This window comes from Pseudomonas sp. ES1 (genome assembly GCF_050586605.1).
GTDB lineage: Bacteria > Pseudomonadota > Gammaproteobacteria > Pseudomonadales > Pseudomonadaceae > Aquipseudomonas > Aquipseudomonas sichuanensis.
This window is the reverse complement of the sequence record NZ_JBOBDM010000024.1, coordinates 16,125-28,436: the sequence shown is the minus strand read 5'-3', so window position 1 is coordinate 28,436 and position 12,312 is coordinate 16,125. Positions and strand designations below refer to the sequence as shown.

The window sequence follows — 12,312 nt, the reverse complement described above, 5'->3', positions numbered from 1 at the left end:
GGCCCTACTTCTTCTTGGCTTCTTTACGACGGACTACTTCATCCGCGTAACGCACACCCTTGCCCTTGTAAGGCTCTGGCGGACGGAAACCGCGGACTTCAGCGGCCACCTGACCTACCAGCTGCTTGTCGATACCCTTGATCAGGATGTCGGTCTGGCTAGGAGTTTCAGCGGTGATACCGGCTGGCAGTTCGTAATCCACTGGGTGCGAGAAGCCCAGAGCCAGGTTCAGGATGGTGCCCTTGGCCTGTGCCTTGTAACCAACACCGACCAGCTGGAGCTTGCGCTCGAAGCCTTGGCTTACGCCCTGGACCATGTTGTTCACCAGGGCGCGGGTGGTACCGGCCATGGCGCGAGCTTGCTGATCACCGTTGCGAGCGACGAAACGCAGCTCGCCAGCTTCTTCGGTAACTTCAACAGACGAGTGAACGTTCAGTTCGAGAGTGCCCTTGGCACCCTTCACCGAAAGCTGCTGGCCGGCGAATTTGACTTCGACGCCTGCTGGCAGCTTAACGGGGTTCTTAGCGACGCGAGACATGCCTATCTCCCCTTAGAACACTGTGCACAGAACTTCGCCGCCGACACCGGCAGCGCGCGCAGCGCGGTCAGTCATCACACCTTTGTTGGTGGAGACGATAGACACGCCCAGACCGCCACGTACTTTCGGCAGGTCAGTGACGGCCTTGTACTGGCGCAGGCCTGGACGGCTGGTGCGCTTCAGTTCCTCGATGACCGGACGGCCTTCGAAGTACTTCAGTTCGATCGACAGGGAAGGCTTGGCTTCGCCGCTGACTTCGTAGCCGGCGATGTAACCTTCGTCTTTCAGTACTTTGGCAACCGCAACCTTCAGCGTGGAGGAAGGCATGCTTACGACAGACTTTTCAGCCATCTGGGCATTACGGATGCGAGTTAGCATGTCCGCTAACGGGTCCTGCATACTCATGGGCTAGATGCTCCTGATACAAGAATTATTAGCCTTGCGGCTATCACAACCACCCGGGCAGGCAGGGTAAAAAACCCAGGCTCAGGTGAGCCGGTCATTCTAGACACAAGGCAGAAACGAAACAAGCCCCATATAGGGGCTTGTTTCTTTGCGAGGTCACCGGCGGTCGGAAGATCTCTCCCCTTCCGCCGGTGGTCACGCCAACTGGGATTACCAGCTGGCCTTGACCAGACCTGGCACATCACCACGCATGGCGGCTTCGCGCAGCTTGTTACGGCCGAGGCCGAACTTGCGGTACACGCCGTGCGGACGACCGGTGATGCGGCAGCGGTTACGCATGCGCGAAGCGCTGGCGTCACGTGGCTGCTTCTGCAGGGCGACAACGGCAGCGAAACGCTCTTCAGGAGAGGCGTTCAGGTTGACGATGGTCGCTTTCAGCTCGGCACGCTTTTTGGCGTACTTGGCTACCGTGAGCTGACGCTTCAGCTCGCGGTTTTTCATGCTCTTCTTGGCCATTTTCCTACTCCAATCAGTTGCGGAACGGGAACTTGAAAGCGCGCAGCAGAGCGCGGCCTTCGTCGTCCGAACGAGCAGTGGTGGTCAGGGTGATGTCCAAACCGCGCAGAGCATCGATCTTGTCGTAGTCGATTTCCGGGAAGATGATCTGCTCTTTCACGCCCATGCTGTAGTTGCCACGACCATCGAAGGACTTGGCATTCAGGCCGCGGAAGTCGCGAACCCGAGGCAGGGAGATCGCCAGCAGGCGGTCCAGGAATTCGTACATCTTGTCGCTACGCAGGGTCACCTTGACGCCGATCGGCCAGCCTTCACGGACTTTGAAGCCCGCGATGGATTTACGAGCGAAAGTCACGACCGGCTTTTGACCGGTGATCTTTTCCAGGTCAGCAACAGCGTGCTCGATGACTTTCTTGTCGCCGATCGCTTCGCCCAGACCCATGTTCAGGGTGATTTTGGTAACGCGAGGAACTTCCATCACGTTCGACAGCTTAAGTTCTTCCTTAAGCTTAGGAGCGATTTCGTTCCGGTAAATCTCTTTCAGTCGTGCCATGGTCTTCTACCTAGCAGTGTTCAAGCATCAACCGCTTTTTGGGTCGACTTGAAGACACGAATTTTCTTACCTTCTTCTACTTTGAAACCAACGCGGTCAGCTTTGTTGGTTTCGCTGTTGAAGATGGCAACGTTGGAAGCGTGCAGTGGCGCTTCTTTCTCGACGATACCGCCCTGGACGCCCGCCATCGGGTTAGGCTTGGTATGACGCTTGACCAGGTTGACACCACCGATGACCAGACGGTCATCAGCGAGAACCTTCAGCACCTTACCGCGCTTACCTTTGTCTTTGCCGGCGATCACGATGATCTCGTCGTCACGACGAATCTTTTGCATGTCGGATCTCCTTAGAGCACTTCAGGGGCGAGCGAGACGATCTTCATGAACTTCTCGGTACGAAGTTCACGGGTCACTGGCCCGAAGATGCGAGTGCCGATCGGCTCTTGCTTGGTGTTCAGCAGAACAGCAGCGTTGCCGTCGAAACGAATGATGGAACCGTCAGCGCGACGTACACCGTGACGGGTACGGACGACAACAGCAGTCATCACTTGGCCTTTTTTGACCTTACCGCGCGGAATTGCTTCCTTGACGGTTACCTTGATGATGTCACCGATGCCGGCGTAACGGCGGTGCGAACCGCCGAGCACCTTGATGCACATGACGCGACGAGCGCCGCTGTTATCGGCCACATCGAGCATGGATTGAGTCTGAATCATAAAATTTCTCCGACCCCTAGCCCTTAGACTTCAACAGCGCGTTCGAGGACTTCAACCAGTGCCCAGGACTTGGTCTTGGCCAGCGGACGGGTTTCGCGAATGGAAACCTTGTCGCCGATCTTGCACTGGTTGGCTTCGTCGTGCGCGTGCAGCTTAGTCGAACGCTTAACGTATTTACCGTAGATCGGGTGCTTTACGCGACGCTCGATCAGAACGGTGATGGTCTTGTCCATTTTGTCGCTGACGACACGGCCAGTCAGCGTACGGACGGTTTTTTCAGCTTCAGCCATGATCACTTACCTGCCTGCTGGTTGAGCACAGTTTTCACGCGAGCGATGTCACGCTTAACTTGCGAGAGCAGGTGCGACTGCCCCAACTGGCCAGTTGCTTTCTGCATGCGCAGATTGAACTGGTCGCGCAGCAAGCCGAGCAGTTGCTCATTCAGTTGCTGTGCGGATTTTTCACGAAGTTCATTCGCTTTCATCACATCACCGTCCGCTTAACAAAGGAGGTGGCGAGAGGCAGCTTTGCAGCGGCCAGGGCGAAAGCTTCGCGCGCCAGCTCTTCAGAAACACCCTCGATCTCGTACAGGACTTTGCCTGGCTGAATCTGGGCAACCCAGTATTCCACGGAACCCTTACCTTTACCCATCCGCACTTCAAGAGGCTTCTTGGTAACCGGCTTGTCCGGGAACACACGGATCCAGATCTTGCCGCCACGCTTAACGTGACGGGTCAGGGCACGACGTGCCGACTCGATCTGGCGAGCGGTGAGACGACCGCGGGCGACAGCTTTCAGAGCGAACTCGCCGAAGCTGACCTTGCTACCGCGCAGTGCCAGACCACGGTTGTGGCCAGTCATCTGCTTGCGGAATTTTGTACGCTTTGGTTGCAACATTTGGCGTACCCCTTACTTAGCAGCTTTTTTACGAGGCGCTGGTGCTTGAGGCTTCAGCTCTTCCTGGCGACCACCAATCACTTCGCCTTTGAAGATCCAAACCTTGACACCGATCACACCGTAGGTGGTGTGAGCTTCGTAGGTGTTGTAGTCGATATCGGCACGCAGGGTGTGCAGGGGCACACGACCTTCGCGATACCACTCGGTACGTGCGATCTCGGCACCGCCGAGACGACCGCTCACCTGGATCTTGATGCCCTTGGCACCAATACGCATGGCGTTCTGTACGGCGCGCTTCATGGCGCGACGGAACATTACGCGGCGTTCCAGCTGCTGGGCTACGCTCTGAGCAACCAGCATAGCGTCGAGTTCCGGCTTGCGGATCTCTTCGATGTTGATGTGCACAGGCACACCCATCTGCTTGGTCAGGTCCTGACGCAGCTTCTCAACATCTTCACCTTTCTTGCCGATAACGATACCGGGACGAGCGGTGTGGATGGTGATGCGTGCAGTTTGAGCCGGACGATGAATATCGATACGGCTTACGGACGCGCTTTTTAGTTTGTCTTGGAGGTACTCACGAGTTTGCAGATCCTTCAGCAGGTAATCTGCGTAAGTCGCGCCGTCTGCGTACCAGACGGAGGTGTGCTCCTTGACGATTCCCAGGCGAATGCCAGTGGGATGTACTTTCTGACCCATCTGATCGACTCCGTTACTTGTCCGCAACCTTGACAGTGATATGGCAAGACCGCTTGACGATGCGATCAGCGCGGCCTTTGGCACGCGGCATGATGCGCTTCAGCGAACGCCCTTCGTTGACGAAGACGGTGGAGACCTTCAGGTCATCAACGTCTGCGCCTTCGTTGTGTTCGGCGTTGGCAACGGCCGACTCGAGGACTTTCTTCATGATTTCAGCGGCTTTTTTGCTGCTGAAGGCCAACAGGTTGAGCGCTTCGCCCACCTTCTTCCCGCGGATCTGGTCGGCGACCAAGCGGGCTTTCTGGGCGGAGATGCGAGCGCCCGACAACTTAGCGGCTACTTCCATTTCCTTACCCCTTAACGCTTGGCTTTCTTGTCAGCCACGTGCCCGCGATAGGTGCGGGTACCGGCGAACTCGCCCAGTTTGTGGCCGACCATGTCTTCGTTCACGAGAACTGGGACGTGTTGGCGACCGTTGTGTACCGCGATGGTCAGACCGACCATTTGTGGCAGGATCATCGAACGGCGCGACCAGGTTTTAACTGGCTTGCGATCGTTCTTCTCCACCGCCACTTCGACCTTCTTCAACAGGTGAAGATCGATAAAAGGACCTTTTTTCAGAGAACGTGGCACTGTCGTATCCCTCTAGTTACTTGCGACGACGGACGATCATGTTGTCGGTACGCTTATTACCACGGGTTTTAGCACCCTTGGTTGGGAAGCCCCATGGCGATACCGGATGACGACCACCGGAGGTACGACCTTCACCACCACCATGTGGGTGGTCAACCGGGTTCATGGCAACACCACGAACGGTTGGGCGAACGCCGCGCCAGCGTTTGGCACCAGCTTTACCCAGCGAACGCAGGCTGTGCTCGGAGTTCGAGACTTCGCCCAGGGTCGCACGGCACTCAGCCAGGACTTTACGCATTTCACCAGAGCGCAGACGCAGGGTCACGTAGACACCTTCGCGAGCGATCAGCTGAGCCGAAGCACCAGCGGAACGAGCGATCTGAGCACCTTTACCCGGCTTCAGTTCGATGCCGTGAATGGTGCTACCTACTGGGATGTTGCGCAGCTGCAGGGAGTTACCGGCCTTGATTGGGGCCAGGGCACCTGCGATCAGCTGGTCGCCAGCGCTCACGCCTTTAGGGGCGATGATGTAGCGACGCTCACCGTCTGCGTAGCACAGCAGGGCGATGTGAGCAGTACGGTTCGGGTCGTATTCGATACGCTCGACGGTGGCTGGAATGCCATCCTTGTCGTTGCGACGGAAGTCGACCAGACGGTAATGCTGCTTATGACCACCACCCACGTGACGCGTGGTGATGCGGCCATTGTTGTTACGACCACCAGACTTCGATTTCTTCTCGATCAGCGGTGCGTGAGGAGCGCCTTTGTGCAGCTCCTTGTTGACCACCTTGACCACAAAACGGCGGCCAGGGGAAGTCGGTTTGCATTTAACGATTGCCATGATGCACCCCTTCCTTACTCAGCACTGCTGCTGAAATCGAGATCTTGGCCTGGCTGAAGGGAGACGATCGCCTTCTTCCAGTCATTACGCTTGCCCAGACCACGTGCGGTACGCTTGGTTTTACCCAGAACGTTAACAGTCGACACGTTTTCAACTTTTACGTTGAACAGGCCTTCGACAGCTTTCTTGATTTCCAGCTTGGTTGCATCGGTAGCAACCTTGAATACGAACTGGCCTTTCTTCTCAGCCAGAACGGTAGCCTTCTCGGAAACGTGCGGGCCAAGGAGGACTTTGAATACGCGTTCCTGGTTCATCCCAGCAGCTCCTCGAATTTCTTCACGGCCGAAACGGTGATCAACACCTTCTCGTATGCGATCAGACTGACCGGGTCGGAACCTTGAACGTCACGTACATCGACGTGCGGCAGGTTGCGAGCAGCCAGGTACAGGTTCTGATCAACAGCGTCCGAAACGATCAGAACATCGCTCAGACCCATGCCGTTCAGCTTGTTCAGCAGGTCTTTGGTTTTCGGAGCTTCAACAGCGAAGTCCTGAACCACGACCAGACGGTCGCTACGCACCAGCTCAGCGAGGATGGAGCGCAGAGCTGCGCGATACATCTTCTTGTTGAGCTTCTGCGAGTGATCCTGAGGACGAGCTGCGAAGGTTACACCACCGCCACGCCAGATCGGACCACGGGTAGTACCGGCACGAGCACGGCCAGTACCTTTCTGACGCCATGGGCGCTTACCGCCACCGGCCACGTCAGAACGGGTCTTCTGCTGCTTGGTGCCCTGACGGCCGCCGGCCATGTAGGCCACGACTGCTTGGTGTACCAGCGTCTCGTTGAATTCGCCACCGAAAGTCAGTTCGGAAACTTCGATCGCCTGAGCGTCATTTACATTAAGTTGCATGTCAGTTTCCCCTTACCCGCGAGCCTTGACAGCTGGACGCACAACCACGTCGCCGCCAGTAGCGCCTGGAACGGCACCCTTGATCAGCAGCAGGTTGCGTTCAGCGTCTACGCGTACTACTTCCAGGGACTGCACAGTCACGCGCTCAGCGCCCATGTGACCGGACATTTTCTTGCCCTTGAATACACGACCAGGAGTCTGGCACTGGCCGATGGAGCCAGGGACACGGTGCGATACGGAGTTACCGTGGGTGTTATCTTGACCACGGAAATTCCAACGCTTGATGGTACCGGCGAAGCCTTTACCTTTGGACTGACCGGTTACGTCTACCAGCTGGCCTGCAGTGAAGAGTTCAGCTTTGATCAGATCGCCAGCCTGGAAATCGCCTTCTTCAAGACGGAACTCCCAGACACCGCGACCAGCGGCAACGTTGGCCTTGGCAAAGTGGCCAGCCTGAGCGGCGGTCACACGCGAAGCACGACGCTCGCCGACAGTGACTTGCACTGCACGGTAGCCATCAGTTTCTTCGGTTTTGAACTGGGTGACGCGATTCGGCTCGATCTCAATGACCGTGACCGGAATGGAGACACCTTCTTCGGTGAAAATACGGGTCATACCCGCTTTTCGACCGACTACACCAATAGTCATGTTGTAAACCTCATGAGTGTACGGGGCTTTCACCCGCTATGGCCGCCCATTTCAGAGCGTTACACGACCAGACCGAAGTCTTAGCCGAGGCTGATCTGTACTTCCACACCGGCCGCCAGATCAAGCTTCATCAGCGCGTCAACGGTTTTATCCGTTGGCTGGACGATGTCCAGAACACGCTTATGAGTGCGAATCTCGTACTGGTCACGCGCGTCTTTGTTGACGTGCGGGGAGACCAGAACGGTGAAACGCTCTTTGCGGGTAGGCAGTGGAATTGGACCACGCACTTGTGCACCAGTACGTTTCGCGGTTTCCACGATTTCCTGGGTGGATTGGTCGATCAGGCGATGGTCGAAAGCCTTCAACCTGATACGGATTTGCTGATTTTGCATTGGATTTCAGACTCCAGGCTGTTCCCAACGGACGCACTACGCCCGCTAAAAGGAGGCGTGATTCTATAGACGCCCCAATTTAGTGTCAACCCAATAAAAAAAGCCCCCGCTGAGCGGGGGCTTTTTCAATCGGTCGAGTGATTACTCGATGATTTTGGCTACGACGCCGGCGCCGACGGTACGACCGCCTTCACGGATGGCGAAACGCAGACCGTCTTCCATTGCGATGGTCTTGATCAGAGTGACAGTCATCTGAATGTTGTCACCTGGCATTACCATTTCAACGCCTTCCGGCAGTTCGCAGTTACCGGTCACGTCAGTGGTACGGAAGTAGAACTGAGGACGGTAGCCTTTGAAGAACGGAGTGTGACGACCGCCTTCTTCCTTCGACAGAACGTAGACTTCTGCGGTGAACTTGGTGTGCGGCTTGACCGAACCTGGCTTGACCAGAACCTGGCCACGCTCAACGTCGTCACGCTTGGTACCACGCAGCAGAACGCCGCAGTTCTCGCCAGCACGACCTTCGTCCAGCAGCTTGCGGAACATCTCAACGCCGGTGCAGGTGGTGGTGGTGGTGTCACGCAGACCAACGATTTCCAGCGGGTCTTGAACGCGAACGATACCGCGCTCGATACGGCCGGTAACAACGGTACCGCGACCGGAGATCGAGAACACGTCTTCGATTGGCATCAGGAACGGCTTGTCGATAGCACGCTCTGGCTCTGGGATGTAGCTGTCCAGAGTTTCAACCAGCTTCTTAACAGCGCTGGTGCCCATTTCGTTGTCGTCTTTGCCTTCCAGAGCCATACGAGCCGAACCGATGATGATCGGGGTGTCGTCGCCTGGGAAGTCGTAGGTGGACAGCAGGTCGCGAACTTCCATCTCGACCAGTTCCAGCAGCTCAGCGTCGTCCACCAGGTCAGCCTTGTTCAGGAAGACCACGATGTACGGAACGCCAACCTGACGGGACAGCAGGATGTGCTCACGGGTTTGTGGCATCGGACCATCGGCGGCCGAGCAAACCAGGATCGCGCCGTCCATCTGGGCAGCACCGGTGATCATGTTCTTCACGTAGTCAGCGTGACCTGGGCAGTCAACGTGAGCGTAGTGACGAATGTTCGAGTTGTACTCGACGTGCGCGGTGTTGATGGTGATACCGCGAGCTTTTTCTTCCGGAGCCGAGTCGATCTTGTCGAACTCAACGACGGCCGAACCGAAAACTTCGGAGCAAACGCGAGTCAGCGCTGCAGTCAGAGTGGTCTTACCGTGGTCAACGTGGCCGATAGTGCCGACGTTAACGTGGGGAAGGGAACGATCAAATTTTTCTTTAGCCACGACAGTGAACCTCTTGCCTAAAGGGGATTAGCCTTGTTTTTTAACGAGTGCTTCGACGATGTTCGACGGAGCTTCGGCGTATTTGGAGAATTCCATGGAGTAGCTTGCGCGACCCTGAGACATGGAACGAACGTCGGTCGCGTAACCGAACATCTCTCCGAGCGGCACCTCAGCAGTGATTACCTTGCCGGACACCGAGTCTTCATTACCCTGGATCATCCCACGACGACGGCTCAGGTCACCCATCACGTCACCCAGGTAATCTTCCGGGGTTACAACCTCGACCTTCATGATCGGTTCGAGGACCACGCCACCGCCCTTCTGGGCCAGTTGCTTGGTTGCCATCGAAGCAGCGATTTTGAACGCCATTTCGTTGGAGTCGACGTCGTGGTACGAACCGTCGAATACCGTGGCCTTCAGGCCGAGGAGCGGATAGCCGGCAACAACGCCGTTCTTCATCTGCTCTTCGATACCCTTCTGGATCGGGGCGATGAATTCCTTAGGAATCACACCACCAACGACTTCGTTGGTGAACACCAGACCTTCGGTGATGTTGCCCTTCTCGTCCACGTCCGGCTCCGAGAAACGGATCCAGCAGTGACCGAACTGACCACGACCACCCGACTGACGAACGAACTTGCCTTCGATCTCGACGTTGGACTTGGTGATCTTCTCGCGGTACGAAACCTGCGGCTTGCCGACGTTGCACTCGACGTTGAACTCGCGCTTCATGCGGTCAACGAGGATGTCCAGGTGCAGCTCACCCATACCGGAGATGATGGTCTGGCCGGTTTCTTCGTCGGTCTTGACGCGGAACGACGGGTCTTCCTGGGCCAGCTTGCCCAGTGCGATACCCATCTTCTCCTGGTCAGCCTTGGTTTTCGGCTCTACGGAGAGCGAAATTACCGGCTCAGGGAAGTCCATACGCTCGAGGATGATCGGCTTGTCGGCGTTGCACAGGGTGTCACCGGTGGTGACGTCCTTCATGCCGATCAGAGCAGCGATGTCGCCAGCGCGTACTTCTTTGATCTCTTCACGCTGGTTGGCGTGCATCTGCACCATACGACCAACGCGCTCTTTCTTGCCCTTGACCGAGTTGATGACGGAGTCACCGGAGGTCAGGAAGCCCGAGTAAACACGGACGAAGGTCAGAGTACCAACGAACGGGTCGGTGGCAATCTTGAACGCCAGGGCCGAGAACGGCGCGTTGTCGTCAGCAGGACGCTCATCGTACTGTTCTGCAGTGACTTCGTCCTTCGGCACGTCGATCAGGTCAGGGTGGATACCCTTGATCGCCGGGATTTCGGTCGGAGCAGGCAGGAAGTCGATAACGGCATCGAGAACCAGGGGAACGCCCTTGTTCTTGAACGAGGAACCGCAGACTGCAGGAACGATCTCGCTCGCCAGGGTACGGGCGCGCAGACCAGCCTTGATGTCTTCGACGGACAGGTCACCTTCTTCAAGGTACTTGTTCATCAGCTCTTCGTTGGCCTCGGCAGCAGCCTCGACCATGTTGCTGCGCCATTCGTTGGCCAGGTCCACCAGCTCGGCAGGAATCTCTTCCTCGCGGTAGGTAGTACCTTTGTCGTCGTCGTTCCAGTAGATGGCTTTCATCTTGATCAGGTCAACCTGACCCTGGAAGTCGTCTTCTGCACCGATAGCCAGCTGGACCGGAACCGGGGTGTGCCCCAGGCGGTTCTTGATCTGGCCGATAACGCGCAGGAAGTTGGCACCAGCACGGTCCATCTTGTTCACGTAAACAACACGTGGAACGCCGTACTTGTTGGCCTGACGCCATACGGTTTCGGACTGCGGCTCAACGCCGGAGGTACCGCAGAACACAACGACCGCGCCGTCGAGTACGCGCAGCGAACGCTCTACTTCAATGGTGAAGTCAACGTGGCCGGGGGTATCGATGACGTTTACGCGGTAGTTGTCGTACTGACCACGGGAACCTTTCCAGAAGGTGGTAACGGCAGCGGAGGTAATGGTGATACCGCGCTCCTGCTCCTGCACCATCCAGTCGGTGGTCGCGGCGCCGTCATGCACCTCGCCCATCTTGTGGCTCAGACCTGTGTAGAACAGGATCCGCTCGGTAGTGGTGGTCTTGCCCGCGTCAACGTGGGCACAGATACCAATGTTACGGTAGCGGTTAATTGCTGTAGTACGAGCCATAAAGCCCTCGCAAAATGATTGATGCTTGAATTAGAAGCGGTAGTGCGAGAACGCTTTGTTGGCTTCAGCCATACGGTGAACGTCTTCACGCTTCTTGACTGCAGCACCTTTGCCTTCGGCAGCATCCAGCAGTTCACCGGCCAGACGCAGAGCCATCGACTTCTCGCCGCGCTTGCGGGCGTAGTCTACGAGCCAGCGCATTGCCAGAGCGTTACGACGGGATGGACGAACTTCAACCGGGACCTGGTAAGTGGCACCGCCAACACGGCGGGACTTAACTTCGACCAGCGGAGCGATGGCGTCGAGAGCTTTCTCGAAGATTTCCAGGGGGTCGCTGTTCTTGCGTGCTTTGACGGTATCCAGGGCACCGTAAACGATGCGCTCGGCTACGGCCTTCTTGCCGCTTTCCATCACGTGGTTCATGAACTTGGCGAGGATCTGGGATCCGTACTTCGGATCGTCAAGGATCTCACGTTTTGCTGCTACACGACGTCTTGGCATGATAAGCCCTCAAACGGTCTTCAGGTTAGCCCGGGACGTGGGTCTTCGACCCCTGCCCGACCTTACTCTTATCGACTCAAAAAAATGGATGTCTGCAAACGGCCGATTACTTCGGACGCTTGGTACCGTACTTCGAACGACCCTGGTTACGGCCTTTGACGCCCGAAGTATCCAGAGAGCCGCGAACGGTGTGGTAACGAACACCTGGCAAGTCTTTTACACGGCCGCCACGGATCAGGACGACGCTGTGCTCTTGCAGGTTGTGGCCTTCACCGCCGATGTACGAGGAAACCTCGAAACCGTTGGTCAGACGCACACGGCATACTTTACGCAGTGCCGAGTTAGGTTTTTTCGGCGTAGTGGTGTACACGCGGGTGCACACGCCACGACGTTGCGGGCAGTTCTGCAGCGCAGGAACGTCCGATTTCTCGACCGAACGCTTACGCGGCTGACGTACCAGCTGGTTGATAGTTGCCATCTACTAGCTCCACTGATTGCCTTGCGACTCAATTGTCTTGCAAGAAAGCCAAAAATTGGCGAGACGGAGCCTC

21 protein-coding genes are annotated in these 12,312 nt (G+C 56.8%); all 21 read right to left on the bottom strand.

Going from position 1 to position 12,312, the window contains the following annotated elements:
- Positions 1–4: 4 nt before the first annotated feature.
- On the bottom strand, positions 5–538 hold the full coding sequence (rplF, locus tag ACQ4N9_RS12280) for a 50S ribosomal protein L6 (protein WP_110996349.1): 534 nt from the start codon (positions 536–538) through the stop codon (positions 5–7).
- 12 nt (positions 539–550) lie between these two features.
- A complete protein-coding gene (gene rpsH / locus ACQ4N9_RS12275; RefSeq protein WP_110996348.1) occupies positions 551–943 on the bottom strand; it encodes a 30S ribosomal protein S8 in 393 nt (130 codons plus the stop codon).
- Positions 944–1,153: 210 nt separating this feature from the next.
- Complete coding sequence (gene rpsN / locus ACQ4N9_RS12270; RefSeq protein WP_023629181.1) at positions 1,154–1,459, bottom strand: 30S ribosomal protein S14; 306 nt, start codon at positions 1,457–1,459, stop codon at positions 1,154–1,156.
- Between the two features lie 13 nt (positions 1,460–1,472).
- Entirely contained in the window at positions 1,473–2,012 is a 540-nt protein-coding gene (rplE, locus tag ACQ4N9_RS12265) for a 50S ribosomal protein L5 (RefSeq protein ID WP_003255474.1), read from the bottom strand.
- Between the two features lie 20 nt (positions 2,013–2,032).
- A complete protein-coding gene (gene rplX, locus ACQ4N9_RS12260) occupies positions 2,033–2,347 on the bottom strand; it encodes a 50S ribosomal protein L24 (protein WP_023629180.1) in 315 nt (104 codons plus the stop codon).
- A gap of 11 nt (positions 2,348–2,358) precedes the next feature.
- Positions 2,359–2,727, bottom strand: a complete 369-nt coding sequence (gene rplN, locus ACQ4N9_RS12255) for a 50S ribosomal protein L14 (RefSeq protein WP_008089810.1) — start codon at positions 2,725–2,727, stop codon at positions 2,359–2,361.
- A gap of 23 nt (positions 2,728–2,750) precedes the next feature.
- Positions 2,751–3,017, bottom strand: coding sequence for a 30S ribosomal protein S17 (gene rpsQ, locus ACQ4N9_RS12250; protein ID WP_003255478.1), 267 nt, complete (start codon positions 3,015–3,017; stop codon positions 2,751–2,753).
- Between the two features lie 2 nt (positions 3,018–3,019).
- Positions 3,020–3,211, bottom strand: a complete 192-nt coding sequence (gene rpmC, locus ACQ4N9_RS12245; protein WP_002555481.1) for a 50S ribosomal protein L29 — start codon at positions 3,209–3,211, stop codon at positions 3,020–3,022.
- Entirely contained in the window at positions 3,211–3,624 is a 414-nt protein-coding gene (gene rplP / locus ACQ4N9_RS12240) for a 50S ribosomal protein L16 (RefSeq protein ID WP_009397508.1), read from the bottom strand. Before rplP ends, rpmC begins: the two co-directional genes overlap by 1 nt.
- Before the next feature lie 12 nt (positions 3,625–3,636).
- Positions 3,637–4,323: a 30S ribosomal protein S3 gene (gene rpsC, locus ACQ4N9_RS12235; RefSeq protein ID WP_011531889.1), complete on the bottom strand. Its 687-nt coding sequence runs from the start codon at positions 4,321–4,323 to the stop codon at positions 3,637–3,639.
- 13 nt (positions 4,324–4,336) lie between these two features.
- A complete protein-coding gene (gene rplV / locus ACQ4N9_RS12230) occupies positions 4,337–4,669 on the bottom strand; it encodes a 50S ribosomal protein L22 (RefSeq protein ID WP_003103908.1) in 333 nt (110 codons plus the stop codon).
- Positions 4,670–4,680: 11 nt separating this feature from the next.
- Positions 4,681–4,956, bottom strand: coding sequence for a 30S ribosomal protein S19 (gene rpsS / locus ACQ4N9_RS12225; RefSeq protein ID WP_003255482.1), 276 nt, complete (start codon positions 4,954–4,956; stop codon positions 4,681–4,683).
- Between the two features lie 16 nt (positions 4,957–4,972).
- Positions 4,973–5,797 (bottom strand): 50S ribosomal protein L2, encoded by an 825-nt coding sequence (gene rplB, locus ACQ4N9_RS12220; protein ID WP_003255483.1) that lies wholly within the window; start codon positions 5,795–5,797, stop codon positions 4,973–4,975.
- A gap of 14 nt (positions 5,798–5,811) precedes the next feature.
- A complete protein-coding gene (gene rplW, locus ACQ4N9_RS12215; protein ID WP_003255484.1) occupies positions 5,812–6,111 on the bottom strand; it encodes a 50S ribosomal protein L23 in 300 nt (99 codons plus the stop codon).
- The gene (gene rplD / locus ACQ4N9_RS12210) at positions 6,108–6,710 is read right to left on the bottom strand and encodes a 50S ribosomal protein L4 (protein ID WP_003255485.1); all 603 of its coding nucleotides are present in this window, start codon (positions 6,708–6,710) and stop codon (positions 6,108–6,110) included. The genes rplW and rplD overlap by 4 nt, the downstream gene beginning before the upstream one ends.
- Positions 6,711–6,722: 12 nt before the next feature.
- Entirely contained in the window at positions 6,723–7,358 is a 636-nt protein-coding gene (gene rplC / locus ACQ4N9_RS12205; protein ID WP_011531887.1) for a 50S ribosomal protein L3, read from the bottom strand.
- 80 nt (positions 7,359–7,438) lie between these two features.
- A complete protein-coding gene (rpsJ, locus tag ACQ4N9_RS12200; RefSeq protein ID WP_003186070.1) occupies positions 7,439–7,750 on the bottom strand; it encodes a 30S ribosomal protein S10 in 312 nt (103 codons plus the stop codon).
- Positions 7,751–7,891: 141 nt separating this feature from the next.
- Positions 7,892–9,085: an elongation factor Tu gene (gene tuf / locus ACQ4N9_RS12195; RefSeq protein WP_016484647.1), complete on the bottom strand. Its 1,194-nt coding sequence runs from the start codon at positions 9,083–9,085 to the stop codon at positions 7,892–7,894.
- A gap of 27 nt (positions 9,086–9,112) precedes the next feature.
- Positions 9,113–11,260 carry an elongation factor G gene (gene fusA, locus ACQ4N9_RS12190; protein ID WP_390966510.1) on the bottom strand — a complete coding sequence of 716 codons (2,148 nt, stop codon included), beginning with the start codon at positions 11,258–11,260 and terminating at the stop codon, positions 9,113–9,115.
- Positions 11,261–11,290: 30 nt separating this feature from the next.
- Positions 11,291–11,761: a 30S ribosomal protein S7 gene (gene rpsG / locus ACQ4N9_RS12185; RefSeq protein WP_003246741.1), complete on the bottom strand. Its 471-nt coding sequence runs from the start codon at positions 11,759–11,761 to the stop codon at positions 11,291–11,293.
- A 106-nt stretch (positions 11,762–11,867) separates the two neighbouring features.
- Complete coding sequence (gene rpsL, locus ACQ4N9_RS12180) at positions 11,868–12,239, bottom strand: 30S ribosomal protein S12 (RefSeq protein ID WP_003255492.1); 372 nt, start codon at positions 12,237–12,239, stop codon at positions 11,868–11,870.
- Positions 12,240–12,312 lie beyond the last annotated feature (73 nt).

Coding starts and splice junctions, on each gene's coding strand:
- rplW (WP_003255484.1), bottom strand. CDS start 6,111: ATGAACCAGGAACGCGTATTCAAAGTCCTCCTTGGCCCGCACGTTTCC.
- rplB (WP_003255483.1), bottom strand. CDS start 5,797: ATGGCAATCGTTAAATGCAAACCGACTTCCCCTGGCCGCCGTTTTGTG.
- rplV (WP_003103908.1), bottom strand. CDS start 4,669: ATGGAAGTAGCCGCTAAGTTGTCGGGCGCTCGCATCTCCGCCCAGAAA.
- rpsQ (WP_003255478.1), bottom strand. CDS start 3,017: ATGGCTGAAGCTGAAAAAACCGTCCGTACGCTGACTGGCCGTGTCGTC.
- rpsJ (WP_003186070.1), bottom strand. CDS start 7,750: ATGCAAAATCAGCAAATCCGTATCAGGTTGAAGGCTTTCGACCATCGC.
- rpmC (WP_002555481.1), bottom strand. CDS start 3,211: ATGAAAGCGAATGAACTTCGTGAAAAATCCGCACAGCAACTGAATGAG.
- rplE (WP_003255474.1), bottom strand. CDS start 2,012: ATGGCACGACTGAAAGAGATTTACCGGAACGAAATCGCTCCTAAGCTT.
- rpsL (WP_003255492.1), bottom strand. CDS start 12,239: ATGGCAACTATCAACCAGCTGGTACGTCAGCCGCGTAAGCGTTCGGTC.
- rplD (WP_003255485.1), bottom strand. CDS start 6,710: ATGCAACTTAATGTAAATGACGCTCAGGCGATCGAAGTTTCCGAACTG.
- rpsG (WP_003246741.1), bottom strand. CDS start 11,761: ATGCCAAGACGTCGTGTAGCAGCAAAACGTGAGATCCTTGACGATCCG.
- rplF (WP_110996349.1), bottom strand. CDS start 538: ATGTCTCGCGTCGCTAAGAACCCCGTTAAGCTGCCAGCAGGCGTCGAA.
- rpsH (WP_110996348.1), bottom strand. CDS start 943: ATGAGTATGCAGGACCCGTTAGCGGACATGCTAACTCGCATCCGTAAT.
- rpsC (WP_011531889.1), bottom strand. CDS start 4,323: ATGGGTCAGAAAGTACATCCCACTGGCATTCGCCTGGGAATCGTCAAG.
- rpsN (WP_023629181.1), bottom strand. CDS start 1,459: ATGGCCAAGAAGAGCATGAAAAACCGCGAGCTGAAGCGTCAGCTCACG.
- rplC (WP_011531887.1), bottom strand. CDS start 7,358: ATGACTATTGGTGTAGTCGGTCGAAAAGCGGGTATGACCCGTATTTTC.
- rplN (WP_008089810.1), bottom strand. CDS start 2,727: ATGATTCAGACTCAATCCATGCTCGATGTGGCCGATAACAGCGGCGCT.
- rplX (WP_023629180.1), bottom strand. CDS start 2,347: ATGCAAAAGATTCGTCGTGACGACGAGATCATCGTGATCGCCGGCAAA.
- fusA (WP_390966510.1), bottom strand. CDS start 11,260: ATGGCTCGTACTACAGCAATTAACCGCTACCGTAACATTGGTATCTGT.
- rplP (WP_009397508.1), bottom strand. CDS start 3,624: ATGTTGCAACCAAAGCGTACAAAATTCCGCAAGCAGATGACTGGCCAC.